Below are 15,837 nucleotides of genomic sequence, written 5' to 3' on the forward strand. Positions count from 1 at the left end.
ATTGATTTGAGCTAGTTTTAATTATCTCATTATCTAAATTCTCACATTATCTAATTAAAAATGAAGCTAAGAGCCGATAATTTAATCAAAACCTACAAAGGCCGTAGTGTAGTAAAAGGTATTTCTGTCGAGGTTAACCAAGGAGAAATAGTTGGTCTATTAGGTCCAAATGGTGCTGGAAAAACCACTTCATTTTACATGATCGTTGGATTGGTGAAGCCAAATTCAGGAAACATTTATCTTGACAACTTAAATATTACCAATTTCCCTATGTACAAAAGAGCACAACACGGAATAGGTTATTTAGCTCAAGAAGCATCTGTTTTTAGAAAATTAAGCATCGAAGATAACATATTAAGCGTACTGCAATTAACTACCTTATCTAAAGCGGAACAAGAAGCTAAGATGGAAAGCTTAATTGAAGAATTTAGCTTAGAACACATTCGCACTAACCGAGGAGACTTACTTTCTGGAGGTGAACGTCGCCGTACCGAAATAGCAAGAGCTCTTGCTACTGATCCTAAATTCATCTTACTAGACGAGCCTTTTGCTGGAGTTGACCCTGTTGCTGTAGAGGATATTCAGCGGATTGTAGCTCAATTAAAAAACAAAAACATCGGAATTCTAATTACCGACCATAACGTACAAGAAACTCTTGCTATTACTGATAAAACGTACCTTATGTTTGAAGGTGGGATCCTAAAAGCAGGTGTACCTGAAGAATTAGTAGAAGACGAAATGGTGCGTCGCGTATATTTAGGTCAAAATTTTGAACTTAGAAAAAAGAAACTAGAGTTTTAAAACTAGTTTTAAGTCGCAGTTTACAGTCACAAAAAATACTGAAACTGCGACCTAAAATACTTAGTCTATTGTTATAAATTGCAATTGCTGTAAATCTCCGTTATAGATATTCACATCGACTGTATGTTTAATACCTGGTATAGTTGCTTTTTCTGTGAATTGCCAAAACAACCAATCTTCTTCTATTTTTTCTCGATAAAAATTATAATTGGCTATCCAAAAAAGATAATCGCTAAATTCTTCTTTCAAGAAATCATCATAAAACCTCTCTCCTGTATAAATTATCGGTCGTACTTTATAATGTGCCTCTACTTTATTTAACCATCTTTTTAGTCCTTTTTTTAAACTATCTAGTGATTGATTTTTTGGCAACTTTTCAATATCCAAAACAGGTGGTAAATCACCTTTTTCTAATGTTACAGTTTTAATAAAGAGATTAGCTTGTTCAATCGAATTTTCATTTGGGCGATAATAATGATATGCTCCACGAATCTTTTTATTTTTCTTAGCTCCTAACCAATTCTCTTTAAACTGAAAATCTCTTCTATCTTTCCCAACAGTAGCTCTAATAAATACAAAATCTATAGGATACTTTTGCTCTAAAGTATCAACATAAGACCAACTAATTTTTCCTTGATACTCGGACACATCTAATCCAATAGACTTTCCTTTGTGATTTGCCAAAACCTGAAAATTCCTAACATCTGAAAGGCGTTTGTCTTCGGCTTCTTTTTCAAGAACTTTATCTGTTTTAAAACTGAAATAATAAGCCAAACCATTACGATAATGATAAACAGCTCCCAGAAAAAGACCAATAAATATTGAGACTATAAGAAACCGAAAAACTTTACCAAACGAACTGCTTGATTTAGTTTTACGATTTGAAGTTTGTTTCCTTTTAGTAACTTTCCTTTTCATTCAATAAAAAAACTACTTTTTAAGAAACTTATTATTTATTACAGATAATATTATGTAAGTAATAATTATCAATGGAATCCCTAGGTATTGAAAGAAAACCAACAACAAAACTGACAATAATAAAAAGCCCACTTGTAGCGCATTATCTTTTAAATTAATTTTTTTAAACTTTAATGAGAACAAAGGAATTTCGGCATTTAAAATATAGGCGCTACATAATGCTATCGCTAATAAAATCCATTGATTTGTTAGAATTTCAAGAACCATCAATGAATCTGAATATTTCAAAACCAAAGGTAAACTTAAGATAAACAATGCATTTGCTGGTGTTGGCAAACCAATGAATGAGTCTGTTTGGCGCGTATCAATATTAAAATTTGCTAATCGATAACAAGAACCTAAAGTAACGATAAACCCTAAAAAAGGAGTAAATTCAGAACCTATTATGTCGTGAGAACTTGAACTACTAACAAACAAACTATACATTACGTAGCCTGGCACCACTCCACTAGTTACCATATCAGCCAATGAATCCAATTGTAAGCCTAACGGACTGGACACTTTAAATAATCGAGCGAAAAAACCATCAAAAAAATCAAAAAATATTCCTAAACAAACAAAATAGAAAGCCATTTCATAATCTAGTTTAGAGACAAAAACAACTGCTATACAGCCACAGAAAAGATTAATTAATGTGATAGCATTAGGAACCTGTTTTTTAATATTCATTGGAAATATATTTTTAAGTATGATAAACGACAAATTTACTATAATAACTGAATGAGATGCACGTTTTTATTAGAGTTTTTTACACAAAAGTAAGACTTTAGTATTATTTACTCGAAGGAATAAATAAGCTCAGTAAAAAATTATATTTTTGATAAAAATTAAACAGACTTCGGTTTATAAAAATTAGCTCTTGAGGAAAATTTTATTGTTTTTACTGCTTTGTGTTTACACAGCCAATTACAGTCAATCTGTTCGAAAATACTCTAATGAGTTCATGAACATTGGTGTAGATGCTGCAGCACTTGCCATGTCTAGCGCAGTCGTTGCATCTACTAATGATGTAAATTCAGTTTACTGGAATCCTGCTGGCTTAGCCAATCTAGAGGACCATCAAGTGGCTTTAATGCACGCTAATTATTTTGCCAATATCGCACAATATGATTATATTGGCTATGCTAGCCCAATAGATGATCGAAGTGCTTGGGGAATTTCATTAATTCGTTTTGGAGTAGATGATATTTTAAATACTACTGAACTGATAGATAGCCAAGGAAACATTGACTACAATCGAATTAGCCTTTTTTCGACTGCCGATTACGGTTTTACCTTTTCATACGCAAGAAAATTACCTGTTCCCGGATTTCAATATGGAGTAAATGCTAAAGTAATACGACGTATTATTGGAAAATTTGCCAACTCGTGGGGCTTCGGATTTGATTTAGGATTGCAATTTGAAAAAAATGACTGGCAATTTGGCTTAATGTTACGTGACATCACAACAACTTATAATGTTTGGAATATTGATGAGAAAGAATACAAAAAAATCTCTAATGCTATTCCTGGAGAAAATCAAGATTTACCTGAAAGCACCGAAATCACATTACCAAAAGCGCAATTAGGCTTAGCAAAGAAGTTCATAATAAGATATGATTATAGTATTTTGGTTGCTACAAATATGAATATGCGTTTTGAGAGAACAAAAGACATAATTTCTAGTAACTTTGTAAGCATTGATCCTGCATTAGGGTTGGAATTTGGTTATACCAATCTTGTTTTTTTGAGAGCTGGAGTAGGAAATTTTCAAAATGTGACACAATTAGACAATTCTGAAAAAGTAGGCTTCCAACCTAACATCGGACTTGGTTTTAAATATAAAGGCATTCAAATTGATTATGCTTTAACAGATTTAGGAAATCAAAGTGTTGCTTTATATTCTAATATATTTTCACTTAAAGTGGATTTAGGCGTATTTAGATAATAAAAAAATTACATATAAAAAGGGTATTGATAATTCATTTAAAAAAATATTTATGAAAACGTATTCATCTAAAAAAGCATTCTTGTTGGTATTATTTTTTGCGTTTATCAATAATAGTTTCGGACAAAGCATTTTATTATCTAAGGACTCTAAAGCTAGTGTTTTAACTTGCGGAACTGGCAATGAACCCTACTCTCTTTTTGGCCACACAGCTATTAGAATACAGGATTCTATTAATGCTCTTGATATAGTATATAATTATGGTACTTTCGATTTCAGAACTCCTAACTTTGTTGCTAAATTTACAAAAGGTGACTTACAATATTATGCTACCGCAAATTCCTATCTCGATTTTATTAATGAATACAACTTTACAAAACGTAGTGTTTACGAACAGGAATTAAATATTTCTGATAATTTAAAGCAAAAATTATTTGATAACTTAAACAAAACCCTGCTTTCTGAAGATAGGTTTTACACTTATAAATTTATTGATAAAAATTGTACTTCTATGGTTGTTGACATTCTTAATAAATCTTTGAATGGAACTGTAATTATAAAAAAAGGAGATACTGATAAAACGTACAGAACCATTCTTTACCCATATTTTGATGGACATTTTTATGAAAAACTAGGTATCAGCATTATTTTTGGGAAAAAAGTAGATGAGCTTGGAACAAAAATATTTCTGCCTTTTGAACTAAAGAATAGCTTAAACAAAACAACTTTTCAAAATCACTCTTTAGTTAAACAAAACAAAACTATTCTATCTTTTGACAAAGAATCAAATCGCTCTTGGTGGAATAATTGGTATACTTACATCATTGTATTAGCATTTATCATCTTCATAAATAAAAGAAGTGTTGATACAATTTATCTTTTAACAATGGGGTTATTGGGACTGTTTTTTGTCTTTGTTGGTTTTTATTCCTTGCACAAAGAATTAGAATACAATTACAACATCCTATTATTTAGCCCTTTCTTATTAATTCTTTTGATTCTTAATCTAATGAAAAATAAAAAATGGACTTATCGTTTCTCACTAATTCATATAATTTCACTGATTGCTTATGGGTTATTTATGATTAATAAGGCTTCGTTCTTTATCGTTTTACCTTTGATTATAACTAGCGGAGTTGTTCTGGTACGCGTAGCAATCAAGAACAAGAAACCAATCCCTATTATCATTTAATTATTGCCCTCTATAAAATAAAACCGTAGTAATAGTTTTAAAAGTGATACTCATATCAAGAAAAATACTTCTGTGTTTGATATAATACAAATCGTATTGTAGTTTTATTAAACTTTCTTCTATTGATTCTCCATAGGAGTAATTTACTTGTGCCCATCCCGTAAGACCTGGTTTTATGATATGCCTTGTTTCATAAAATGGCATAACCTGAGCAATCTCTTTTACAAAAAATGGACGTTCTGGACGTGGACCTATAACTGCCATGTCCCCTTTTATAACGTTAATAAACTGAGGCAGTTCATCTATTCTGGATTTACGCATTATTTTCCCAAAAGGGGTCACACGAACATCATTTGTAGCTGCAAAAGCGACTCCTTTTGATTCCGAATTCTTTACCATTGTTCGGAATTTATATATTTTGAAAACTGCTCCGTCTTTTCCTATCCTTTCTTGGGTATAAAAAAGTTTTCCTCTATTACCTATACAATTCCCTATAAAAATAAACGGTATTAAAAACAGCCCAGTTAATAGGCCTAACAAAGAAAAGGCAAATTCAAAAAACCGCACGACCACTAAATATAACTTATTGCTATTGCTGCGACTAAAAGGAAAAAAGCGATAAAAGTCTCTCGCTATATATTGCACAGGAATACGTTGTGTTTTGCTTTCGTAAACTTGTGTATATTCTCTTATTATTTTGCCCGACTCAAGTAAATGTAATAATTGCTGATATAAATCTGCAGTAATTCCATCTGTCTTTTGTGATGCTATAACAATTTCAGAAACCCCCTTTTTGAGAACAAAATCTTCTAGCTCCTCCTTTTTGACTTCTTTTACATACTGATATTCTATCGGATTCTTATTTAAAGTATCTAAATTTACAAATCCAATGATTTTATAATTTGGGTCAACATTTTCTAATCCCAAAACTAATTCTTCTAATTGGTCTTGATCACAAATTAAAACTACATTCTGAAAAAAACGATGTGAGGCAAGGAAATAAACATAGAAGAAACGCCAGAATAGAATAACAAAAAGTATAGTCAAATAAAATATAATTATCGAAATTCGTTGTTTAGGTAATTCAGGTGATAAAACAGGAGTCAACAAATAAACCAAAACTGTAGTCGAAACAGCAATAACAGTACTTTTAAGAATTTGAAACTGATTACTTGCTACTTGCAAATTATACATCTCAAAAATAGATCCAAAAACATTAAGATACAATACTAATACAATTGCTCCATGATAATTAGTACTTGAAATATTAAAATAATGATAATCAAATACCTGACCTAGAAGATACAAAGAGCCCAAAACAAAAAAAGAGTCAAAAAACCGCAGAATGACTTTTCGCTCTGATATTTCAAAATGGATTTTATTTTTTTTGGGCATTTAAACTGTATCGGTTAAGTTATACGATTAAATTTGGGGAAATTTAAAATTACTTGAACAAATGTATTATAAAATTAATAATCAGGCCGTATTAATCAACAATACTATTTGTTTTTACATAATTATCTGTTTTATTCTTAATTATAGTAATCAAAGTTAATGCATATACAAATGCGGGTGCAGCAGTTCGCATTGCAGCATGATTAATTGTTAAAAGCCAAAAAGCATAAAATGATAGAAAATACAAATTACTTCGATTATTATAATACATTACAAAAGGCATTATAAAAAGTATTAGCAATCCTACTATCCCGAGCACACCGTGTTCACTTATCATACGTGTTATTTCGTTATGTGAAGCCACATCTACTCCAAAGACCTTTTTTCTATACTCTTTTCCCAACCCTGCTCCAACTCCTAGTATTGGATTATCCAAAAAGGTTTTAAGTTCAAACTCTATAATTACTTCTCTACCCCCTAATCTATCTTTTTTTACTCTTCCAGCTGCATCTTGATTAGCATAACGCTTTTCTATTAACCCAGCAGTTTGCATAGAAGTATATGTCCAAATTCCTACTCCCATAACAGCCGTAATAACAAATACCATAGCTAGCTTTCCTTTTATTTCTCTACTTGAATGAAGATATAGCAACAATAACAATATAGCAATCATAACTACTCCTGTTATTACTCCTCCTCTGGAGAAAGTTACAATAGCTCGATAACTAATAACTAAAAGTAATATTCCGTTTAAAATCAACATTTTTTTTGATTTCGAAAAGAGAATTAATTGAGTAAAAAACACAAACATCCCTAATCCTAATACAGTTGAAACCTGATTAGGTCCAAATCCTCCTGAAGTCTCAAAGTTAGACTGAGTACCTGTAATTACACTTTGTACACTAGGATTATACAAAAATAAATAAGCAGTTGTTGATACAATTGGCAATCCCATTACAAGAACTATATTCTGTAATTCTGAGAAACTAATATTTCGATTAAGATTGTATATAGCACAAAAGGCTAAACAAAAAGGCCCTGATAAATTAAAGAATAAAGCTTTTTTTACATCTACTGATAAAATATCAGTAGTAGCTGTTACCAGAATACTAGGAATTAATAATATCAAAAAAAACCAATATACAAATGAGTTAATTGTAAAACTGCTATAAATCATCCCCATCAGCATAAAAAAAACAATACTTAACTTGACATATTCATTATTAAAATTCCCTCCTGTCATTCTTAAAAAAACCTCAACTCCTACCATATATGCAGCAACTAAAAGCACTTCGTTGTTTTTATTCTTTGTTTTATACACAATATAAAAACCAAATATTGGTATCAAAAGAGCATAAATTTTTGACAAAAAAGGTACCACAAAAATTGCTAAAGCAATTAAAGCATGTATTAAAAGAATATAGCCATAGGTTAATGGATTGTTTTTCATTAATTTAAATATGTTTTGAAGGAGTAAAATTAATCAAATAGTTTAACCACGAAATATAATCTCTTACAATCGATTCTCTACTGTAATTCAAATTCACCATCTTATTTAATTCAGACCCCATCGTTATTCTTAATTTTTCATCTCTAATTAATTTTTGAATCGAATGTGAAAATTGATTTATATTATTTGATTCAACAATTAATCCTTCTTTTTCTGAAATAATTATAGTAGAAATTTCTCCAACATTAGTTGCCACAACTGGTAATTTGGACAATCCATATTCTAGGATTGCTAATGGAAGTCCTTCTGATATAGAAGGCAACACAGCTATATCACATTGTTTTAATATGGAGGCAACATTGTTTACTGTTCCGTAAAAAAAAATATTTTCATATAATCTTAAATCTCTAATCAGCCTCTTAAGTTCTTTAGAATGGTCATCTAAAAAATCTTTTCCAAATAAATGAAAAGTCCAATCTGGGTATTCCTTTCTAATTATATTGGCTACTTTAATTAATAATTCATGATTTTTTTGTGGACGCAAATTCGCTACGCAAACAATTCTTTTTCCTTCCTCCCCATTTAATAATAACTCTTCATCTAAACCTGTTATTTCATGAACAAAATTTGGAAAATAAATAATATTTTCACACCACAGATAAGATTCTGCCCAATTTTTCAAGGCAGAACTTACTGCTATGCTACCTTCAAAAAAAAGAGAACCAAACTTTAATGCAAAATTTCTTCTAGATTTTAAATCCTGAGAAATACCATAATGATCATGCCAAATTATTTTTATTTTTGGCAAAGTCAACTTTACTAAAAGTGCGATAAAGAAAGAAGAACTATGCGCATGAATTATATTTACTTTGTTGTTATTTATATATCTACGTAATTTAAAAATAGCTTTAAAATCTATTCTCTTCTTTTTATTCAAGAATAAGTACGAAACTTTCTTATCTATTTGGCTTACTAGTAATCCTTCTTTCCGAGAAGCGATTAAACCCGAAAATTCTATTTTCTCAGATAATGCATTAGCATAATTAACTGCCATGCGTTCTGCTCCACCCGCTTCTAAAGAGTCTATAATTTGTACAATTCTCATTTTACTAAAAGCTTTTTAATTTCAGTTTCAAGAATATCTATAGTATAATTTCGAGACCATTCTACAGCTAATTTACTTTTAGTGAAAAATATTTTTTCGCATTCTAGTATTTCACTTAATTTACTTTCATCTTCCTCTAAGTCCATTTCCAACATAATACCCCTATTACCATAATCAAGCATAAAAGGAATACAAGAAATTTTACTGGCAACTGGAATACATCCCCAAAACATTCCTTCTGCGAGTGCTTTTGGCCAACCTTCACTTTTAGAAGGCAAGATTACAAAATGATTTTTTTGATATGCTTTTTTTAATGTTTCATGATTTTGATTTCCCTGTAAAACAATATGATTCCCTAGTTGATTATTTTGAATATACTTCTCTAGAACACCTCTTTCAATTCCTTCTCCATATAAATCTAAAGTTGCCTTATATCCATTTGCTATTAATTTTTGAACTAATTTTATAGCATACATTGGATTTTTACCTACAACTAAGCTGCCTACAAAAACGAATGCTATAGTTTCATTAAAATCAGGCTTTTGAATAATTTCTTTTTCGGTTTCAGAATAAGTAGCAGTAAAAAAGGGCAGAATGTTTTTAGATTGATTTTCCCATTCTCCATAAACCAAAACTTTTATGTTTCGGGTTAAAAAAGTGTTATTCAAAATATATTTTTGCAATTTATATGTCCATGGTTGCACACTCACTGGATCCCAATTACCTGCATATTTAGCTGTTTTTTGTTTATTGGGGAAGAATATCTGAACAAAGCAACCTAATAAACCAATGTTCCCTGGGCAACGCAAATGAATGTGATCTGCATCTTTCATAGCCAAAAATATTTGCCAAAAAAGCACTGGTAGTTTAAAAAAAGAAATTAAACTATCTTTAAAACTGGTAAAATTAATATTGGATACTTTTCTAAAATCTATTTTATCATGCTTGTATACAAAATCAATTATGGTTGGTTCCTGCTTTAAAAATGGCCCCACAACAATCACTTCATCTACATGTTTTAACCAAATATTCATCTCACGAACGTAAGGGGCATAACCAAAATATTGATCTTTATTTTGACGATGAACAACATGGGTTATAATCACTAATTTCATTGGAATATTTGATTCGAAAAATTAATACAATACTTTTCCATACTGAACTTTGTTAAATAAGTGTTTCTAGCATTTATGGCCATTTGCGGCTGTTGCTCAAAGTTTCTTTCAACTTTTTCGAATAACAGAACCATCGATTTAGTATTAGAATCAAACTTAAAACATTCTCTCCCTTCTTCTAAAGAATGTGCCAATCCTGTTGTATTTGACACCAACAGTGGCGTTTTATTCATCATCGATTCAATCCCCACCATATTCAGAGCATCCATCTTTGAGGGTATTATCGTAAAGTGAGCTTCCGATAGATAGTCATCCACATCATCATAAGAAAGTCCGCCAAAGAAAGTTATTGTACTTTCATTATCAATCATTTTTTTAATTGCCTGCTCCTGACTTCCAGTACCTGCAATATTTAAAACTATATTTGAAAATTTATTTCCTTTTCTATAAATTTTAAATGCTTCTATAAGTTCTACGATCCCTTTTGAGGGATCTAATCGACCCAAATAAGAGATTACAATTTTATTTTTATCTTGATTATTGCTTTTTTGAAACCTATCTTTCATCGGATTCAAAATGACTAATCCTTTTTTAGAATAATAATTATTTTCTAAATCTTTTTTAGCTAATTCTGATGGGCAAACAATTACATCACAAAACAGTTTATAAAATATTTTTTTCCTAAGAAATAAAAATGTTCTTTTCAATGATGTTCTCTTCTGATCTAATATGATTTGTTGTACCAAAGTATGATAATAACTAAATGTCTTAACCTTATTTATTGAGATTAATTTTGATATTCCGATAGTGATATTGGCTCCAACAAAATGACCAATTACAACATCTGGCTTATATTTAAAATAAAGCTTAGAGAACCAAAGAGCATCTTTTATAGAAGTTGGCCTCTTTTCAGAAGGCCAGGAACAAATTATTATTTCTCCTTTTCCTTTATTAATTATCTTGCTTTCATCAAAAAATGGTTTATGTGAAATAAAAACAACTCTATTCCCTAAATCGGCTAAGTGGTGAGCTAAATAATAACTCATTGATGCAAATGAATCTTTGGTATAATTATGTGCTATTAAGATCGTTTTTATATCTGCCATAATTATCCTTGTTTCGGTTTATTGAATACTAAACTCCACCAACCAATCGTTCTTCCTATTGCTTCTGTCAAAGCTTCTTTTTTATTATTAGAAGTAAGAACATTGCTAAATCTGATGAATGTAAGCAAAATAGTTATAACATTCCATTTTAAACTATCTATAAAAATTGGATTTGGATTTTTGACTCTCCATACATACCAGCCATTTCTGACAACCATTTTCCCATACCGATATTGGTTAGGTCTTCCAGACTCTGCATGAAAATGTCCTAATTTTGCGGTAGTGTTTAAATATAATTTTCCTGTTTTCGAAACCCTTAATGTAAAATCGGCATCTTCATACAAACCATATCCTTCAAAATATGTAGAGAAAGAAAGTGTATTAAAAATTGATTTTTTAAAAGACGAAACTCCTCCCATCAATTGTTCTACCTGATATGTTTTCCCACTTGGTGGCAAAAAACCAACGCTTCTTCCATGCGAAAAGGATGGAGAAAAACCTGGCCGACAATTACTATCTAAATTAAGTTTTTTTCTTAAAACAAAACGGCTTCCATCTTTGCGTTTCCATCCATCAAAACAAAATTCATTGATTTTAGGAATATAGCTATCTGTTACTTTCTCCCATTTTATTTCATTACAAATATATCCTCCAACTCCCAAGGCTTCAGGAAAAGTTTCATACGTTTTTAATAAATTTTCAAAATAATCAGATTCTAAAACGGTGTCATCATCCAAAAAACAAACAATTTCGACAGCATCATTTACTTTATTAATTCCAAAATTTCTTTGTTTGGTAAGTCCTCTGTTTTCATCATCAACCAATAAATATTTTAAGTTTTCAAAATAATATTTGTTTAAAATAAATTCTGTTTTATTATTTGTGGAACCGTCAATAATTAAAATCTCATCTGGATATAATGTCTGTAGCTGAACGGATCGCAATAATTTCAGCAAAGGCTCTGGACGCATATAAGTACAAATGATTAAAGAAAACTTCATGGCTTATTTATTAATTTATTTGCCCAATACAAACTCTGTTTCCATTCTTTTTTAAAATTAAAAAAATATCTTATTGGATTCTTAATTGATTGTTTGCTATAATATTTAAAGAATAAAATTATCTTATATCCGTTTATTTGCTCATTAGTTTCATGCAAAATCTTATACAATAATACTGTCGGGGATGGCTTTGGCTTTATTTCATCATTATTCCATGCTAGATTTGATTTTGTCCTAAAACCACCTACTGGAGCTTTTAGATGCACGATTTGAGGGGCTGGAAAAAATAAAACATCATTACCTGTATTTCGAATTTGTATTCCAAAATCTGAGTCTTCTGCAAATCCAAATTCATATTTTATATCAAAAGTTATATTTTTTACTACTTCGCTTTTTACAATACTACACCCTGAGCCAAAAGTATTCCATTGAAATATTTCTTTACTAATGGCTTTTTCTCCTTCTCTCAGGCAACTAAAAGTTACTGCTGTGTTTTTATATTGTGAAATAAACTCAAATGCAGTTTCAATAAAAGAACCGGTAATCCTAATATCATCATCTGCAAAGAATACCCATTTGCTCTCTACTTGAGTTAAAGCAACATTCCTGGCATTACAAGCTCCTGGTTGATGAGTAAAAGTATGTCTTATTGCAAAAGGCCATATTTCAGAAGTCAAATAGTCTAACTCTGAGATACTTTCTAATAAAGGATTTTGCTCAACAATAATTACATTTTTAGGTAAATGTGTTTGTTGTGATAAATCCTTTAGAACATCATATAAATATTTTTTTCTTCCAATAGTTGGAATAATAATGTCTACCGTTTTCTCCTCTTTTACTATTAAAGATGAATGAACTATTATCTTATTAATACTTATGTTCTTTTTATTCCTATTCTTAAAAAACATACTATATAAGAAAGCTAAAAAGGGGAATTTAAACTCATAAATCACTAAATTTAAGAATAATAAAAATATCCATCGGGTTTTATAATGTTGCTTTACAAATTTAAAAAGTCTTAAATTTGAAGTTTTCACTATAGAAATTGGACAACTCCCTGATACTAATTTTGGTTCCGAATAACATAATAAACCTAATGGCATGCACACTTTAGCTATCGAACTTAAATAATAATCAAAATCCCAATCAAGTTTTATTTTCTTATCAATAGCCAACAATATGCTTGCATGAATAACTCCAACTGTGCTACTCATTTGCCAAGTTGGATAAGACACTTTTTTATTAATTCTAATGAAAGGCGATTCATCAATATAACCAATTTTTCTACCAAGAAAATTTATAGTATTCGGATTATATGATAACATCATCTTATTATGGTGAAACACATTATCTATAACCTTTAAATCAATAAAGTCCTGATAATTTTGATTACACCAAACTACTTTTGATTGTGGATAACTTACTGCTAAATCCATGAATACTGATGCAATAGAAGCTCTTTTATCAAAAGCTATACTTTCATTAGCTTTTGATAAAACCTTTATTACATTATTTTCATTATGATATAATACTATCATAATTTAGCTATTACTGATTTATAAAACTCAATATTTTGCTTTGCTAGAACTTCTACATCAAAATATCTTTCTACTTTGTTTCTTGCCAACTCTCCCACTTTTAAACATAGTTCTTCATCTGTCAAAAAATCATTTATTCTTTTTGCAAAGAGAACATGATCTTTGGGATTAACTAAAAAGCCATCATCTCCATGATCTATCATTTCTTTTGCCCAACCAATATCTGAAGCTACAATTGATTTTTTCATAGCCATCGCTTCAAGCCAAGAAACAGGAAAAGCTTCTGCAAAAGAAGGAAAAATGCAAACTGTTGCCTCTTCAATTTTCTCTTTTATTTCATTATAAGGCACACTCCCTATATACTCAACATTTCTGATTGCTTTGTCAGAGAACAATTCTTGCATCATTTTCCAGGTTGAAAAATTTCTGGAAACAACATCAGGAACATCTTTGCCTACTAAAATTAATCTCGCATTAGGATTATTCGCAATGACTTCATTAAAAATAAAAGGCAATTCTAGAAGTCCTTTTTTACGAATTAAACTTCCAAAATACAATATGCTTTTTTCTTTTTGAGTATATTTATTTTTTGCGTAAAACGAACTACTATCAATAGGATTCGGAATAATAACAAACTTTCTATTCAACCCAAAAACGGCATTTGTAATATCAGCTGTAAACTGACTCACTGATAGCAATCCATCTGCTTTTTGTAATGCCCTTTTTTCATGAAACTTATTGATCCATTTTACGGGACGATTATCTAAATGACAAAAATAAGTATCTGAGCCATGCAATCGTATAATTAATGGGCATGCTTTAGGTTGTATAAATGATGTAATACCTGTCCAATCTGGTGCTTCTACTAAATCAATTTGTTTTTTTTTATATAATTCATTAATTATTTTTTCTAGTTTCTTCCTAGTTAAAAACCAAGATAATCCCTTGAATTTTATATTTTTTATCTGTTGTATAATAATCCCTTCGTCTTCAAAAATAGCATCATGTTTTTGTCCATATACAAGAACCCGAACTACAATACCTTGTGCTAAAAGCCCAATAGCTACGTTTTTAATACTCGTTCCTAAGCCTCCCGAGTTACCAGTTACTGCATGTGGATATTCTGGTGTTAAAAAAGCAATGTGCGTCATTTAGAATTAAATTTCATAGCATTACCATTAATATATACATATCTTTCCTTATAGACTAAGTAAGTCGAATCTGCTATGCTTTGATTCTTTTTGAAATCAGTATATTTAATATTTGATAAATCCGCTAATGTATAAAACAAATTATTGTTTGTTGTGAGATACTTTTTATGCTTTTTTAAGTTGTTAACTTTTTCTGTATTTTCTTTACTATATTTTGATGAACTCCATATAAAAAGGGGGATATGTGTTTCCTTTTCGGTAGGGTTTTGGGACCCATATCCAAAAAGTGCTTGACTATCATCAAACAAATTACAGCCATGATCTGCTGTAAACATAAAAATGGAAGATTTATTTTGCTTTTGAACTAAGTTTATAATCTTACCTAAAACAAAATCTTGCAGCTTTATCATATTATCATAATTATTGATAAATACAGGTGCATTTTCCATTGTAACTGGATAGTTTTTTTTCGAGCTATTTGGTTTATAAAAATTGAATTCCTCAGGTATTTCTCCATGGCCTCCAATCATATTGACAACTATTAACTTTCTTTTAGATTTTTTTTTATTTACTACTTCATTAAAAACAGGAATAATATCTAAATCCGTACTCCTTTTTTTATACAACTCAAACAGCTCATCTGCTTCGTCTTTATTATTTATATAATCAAAAATATTTTGATTAGAAATCCAAACTGTTTCGTATCCAGCTTCTTTAAATAATGAAACTATTGTTTTTTCTGAATAAGCGATTTCAGGTTTTTGAGGGGTTGCTTGTGTAATTAGAAGGGGTATTGAAGCTACTGTAGAGTTCCCATTTGAATAATGTCTATCAAATGAAATTAAGCTCTTTATAGTGTCTAGATTCGTACTTGTAGACCGTTTATATCCATTTACAGTCCAATTACTATATCTTATTCTTTCTCCAATAACCAAAACTACGATGTCGGGTTTTCCTCCTTCTTCTTTGTTTGTGACTCCAAAACTAAATGTTTCTTTTTCTTTTTTATATTTATTGAATCTGTTCATTATTGTTCCAAATTCATAAACTCGGTAATACAGACTCAAGGGATGTTCCT

Annotated in this window: 14 protein-coding genes; 3 read left to right on the top strand and 11 right to left on the bottom strand. The window is 30.1% G+C overall.

The genetic code is table 11. The features are described from left to right. Positions 1-60 precede the first annotated feature (60 nt). Positions 61-801 carry an LPS export ABC transporter ATP-binding protein gene (lptB, locus tag IUY40_RS03460; RefSeq protein WP_195735496.1) on the top strand — a complete coding sequence of 247 codons (741 nt, stop codon included), beginning with the start codon at positions 61-63 and terminating at the stop codon, positions 799-801. A gap of 60 nt (positions 802-861) precedes the next feature. On the opposite strand, the gene IUY40_RS03465 is transcribed toward lptB, so the two are convergent. Together IUY40_RS03465 and IUY40_RS03470 are read right to left on the bottom strand one after the other, a co-directional pair. Beyond that, a complete protein-coding gene (locus IUY40_RS03465) occupies positions 862-1,719 on the bottom strand; it encodes a glycoside hydrolase family 25 protein (RefSeq protein WP_195735497.1) in 858 nt (285 codons plus the stop codon). A gap of 12 nt (positions 1,720-1,731) precedes the next feature. After that, a complete protein-coding gene (locus IUY40_RS03470; RefSeq protein ID WP_195735498.1) occupies positions 1,732-2,448 on the bottom strand; it encodes a CDP-alcohol phosphatidyltransferase family protein in 717 nt (238 codons plus the stop codon). A gap of 274 nt (positions 2,449-2,722) precedes the next feature. On the opposite strand from IUY40_RS03470, the gene IUY40_RS03475 reads away from it, so the two are divergent. Then, positions 2,723-3,706, top strand: a complete 984-nt coding sequence (locus IUY40_RS03475) for a PorV/PorQ family protein (RefSeq protein WP_195735633.1) — start codon at positions 2,723-2,725, stop codon at positions 3,704-3,706. A 52-nt stretch (positions 3,707-3,758) separates the two neighbouring features. After that, a complete protein-coding gene (locus IUY40_RS03480; protein WP_195735499.1) occupies positions 3,759-4,898 on the top strand; it encodes a DUF4105 domain-containing protein in 1,140 nt (379 codons plus the stop codon). Here the strand turns inward: IUY40_RS03480 and IUY40_RS03485 are convergent, their stop codons facing one another. The 9 genes from IUY40_RS03485 to IUY40_RS03525 form a co-directional block, all read right to left on the bottom strand. After that, on the bottom strand, positions 4,899-6,293 hold the full coding sequence (locus tag IUY40_RS03485) for an exopolysaccharide biosynthesis polyprenyl glycosylphosphotransferase (RefSeq protein WP_195735500.1): 1,395 nt from the start codon (positions 6,291-6,293) through the stop codon (positions 4,899-4,901). A 91-nt stretch (positions 6,294-6,384) separates the two neighbouring features. Continuing rightward, positions 6,385-7,743, bottom strand: coding sequence for an O-antigen ligase family protein (locus tag IUY40_RS03490; RefSeq protein WP_195735501.1), 1,359 nt, complete (start codon positions 7,741-7,743; stop codon positions 6,385-6,387). Between the two features lie 4 nt (positions 7,744-7,747). Next, positions 7,748-8,848: a glycosyltransferase family 4 protein gene (locus IUY40_RS03495; RefSeq protein ID WP_195735502.1), complete on the bottom strand. Its 1,101-nt coding sequence runs from the start codon at positions 8,846-8,848 to the stop codon at positions 7,748-7,750. Next, positions 8,845-9,963, bottom strand: a complete 1,119-nt coding sequence (locus IUY40_RS03500; RefSeq protein WP_195735503.1) for a glycosyltransferase — start codon at positions 9,961-9,963, stop codon at positions 8,845-8,847. Before IUY40_RS03500 ends, IUY40_RS03495 begins: the two co-directional genes overlap by 4 nt. Next, the gene (locus IUY40_RS03505) at positions 9,960-11,069 is read right to left on the bottom strand and encodes a glycosyltransferase family 4 protein (RefSeq protein WP_195735504.1); all 1,110 of its coding nucleotides are present in this window, start codon (positions 11,067-11,069) and stop codon (positions 9,960-9,962) included. The genes IUY40_RS03500 and IUY40_RS03505 overlap by 4 nt, the downstream gene beginning before the upstream one ends. Positions 11,070-11,071: 2 nt before the next feature. Next, positions 11,072-12,070, bottom strand: coding sequence for a glycosyltransferase (locus tag IUY40_RS03510; protein WP_195735505.1), 999 nt, complete (start codon positions 12,068-12,070; stop codon positions 11,072-11,074). Continuing rightward, on the bottom strand, positions 12,067-13,608 hold the full coding sequence (locus IUY40_RS03515) for a glycosyltransferase family A protein (protein WP_195735506.1): 1,542 nt from the start codon (positions 13,606-13,608) through the stop codon (positions 12,067-12,069). The genes IUY40_RS03510 and IUY40_RS03515 overlap by 4 nt, the downstream gene beginning before the upstream one ends. Continuing rightward, positions 13,605-14,759 carry a glycosyltransferase family 4 protein gene (locus tag IUY40_RS03520; RefSeq protein WP_195735507.1) on the bottom strand — a complete coding sequence of 385 codons (1,155 nt, stop codon included), beginning with the start codon at positions 14,757-14,759 and terminating at the stop codon, positions 13,605-13,607. Before IUY40_RS03520 ends, IUY40_RS03515 begins: the two co-directional genes overlap by 4 nt. After that, entirely contained in the window at positions 14,756-15,787 is a 1,032-nt protein-coding gene (locus IUY40_RS03525; RefSeq protein WP_195735508.1) for a phosphoethanolamine transferase, read from the bottom strand. Before IUY40_RS03525 ends, IUY40_RS03520 begins: the two co-directional genes overlap by 4 nt. Positions 15,788-15,837: the final 50 nt, after the last annotated feature.

The organism is Flavobacterium sp. ALJ2, from assembly GCF_015594725.1.
In the GTDB taxonomy this organism is placed as follows: Bacteria; Bacteroidota; Bacteroidia; order Flavobacteriales; family Flavobacteriaceae; genus Flavobacterium.

What these genes read in the sequence shown, in the direction of transcription:
- lptB (WP_195735496.1), top strand. Translation starts at nt 61, where the DNA reads ATGAAGCTAAGAGCCGATAATTTAATCAAAACCTACAAAGGCCGTAGT.
- IUY40_RS03465 (WP_195735497.1), bottom strand. Translation starts at nt 1,719, where the DNA reads ATGAAAAGGAAAGTTACTAAAAGGAAACAAACTTCAAATCGTAAAACT.
- IUY40_RS03470 (WP_195735498.1), bottom strand. Translation starts at nt 2,448, where the DNA reads ATGAATATTAAAAAACAGGTTCCTAATGCTATCACATTAATTAATCTT.
- IUY40_RS03475 (WP_195735633.1), top strand. Translation starts at nt 2,723, where the DNA reads ATGAACATTGGTGTAGATGCTGCAGCACTTGCCATGTCTAGCGCAGTC.
- IUY40_RS03480 (WP_195735499.1), top strand. Translation starts at nt 3,759, where the DNA reads ATGAAAACGTATTCATCTAAAAAAGCATTCTTGTTGGTATTATTTTTT.
- IUY40_RS03485 (WP_195735500.1), bottom strand. Translation starts at nt 6,293, where the DNA reads ATGCCCAAAAAAAATAAAATCCATTTTGAAATATCAGAGCGAAAAGTC.
- IUY40_RS03490 (WP_195735501.1), bottom strand. Translation starts at nt 7,743, where the DNA reads ATGAAAAACAATCCATTAACCTATGGCTATATTCTTTTAATACATGCT.
- IUY40_RS03495 (WP_195735502.1), bottom strand. Translation starts at nt 8,848, where the DNA reads ATGAGAATTGTACAAATTATAGACTCTTTAGAAGCGGGTGGAGCAGAA.
- IUY40_RS03500 (WP_195735503.1), bottom strand. Translation starts at nt 9,963, where the DNA reads ATGAAATTAGTGATTATAACCCATGTTGTTCATCGTCAAAATAAAGAT.
- IUY40_RS03505 (WP_195735504.1), bottom strand. Translation starts at nt 11,069, where the DNA reads ATGGCAGATATAAAAACGATCTTAATAGCACATAATTATACCAAAGAT.
- IUY40_RS03510 (WP_195735505.1), bottom strand. Translation starts at nt 12,070, where the DNA reads ATGAAGTTTTCTTTAATCATTTGTACTTATATGCGTCCAGAGCCTTTG.
- IUY40_RS03515 (WP_195735506.1), bottom strand. Translation starts at nt 13,608, where the DNA reads ATGATAGTATTATATCATAATGAAAATAATGTAATAAAGGTTTTATCA.
- IUY40_RS03520 (WP_195735507.1), bottom strand. Translation starts at nt 14,759, where the DNA reads ATGACGCACATTGCTTTTTTAACACCAGAATATCCACATGCAGTAACT.
- IUY40_RS03525 (WP_195735508.1), bottom strand. Translation starts at nt 15,787, where the DNA reads ATGAACAGATTCAATAAATATAAAAAAGAAAAAGAAACATTTAGTTTT.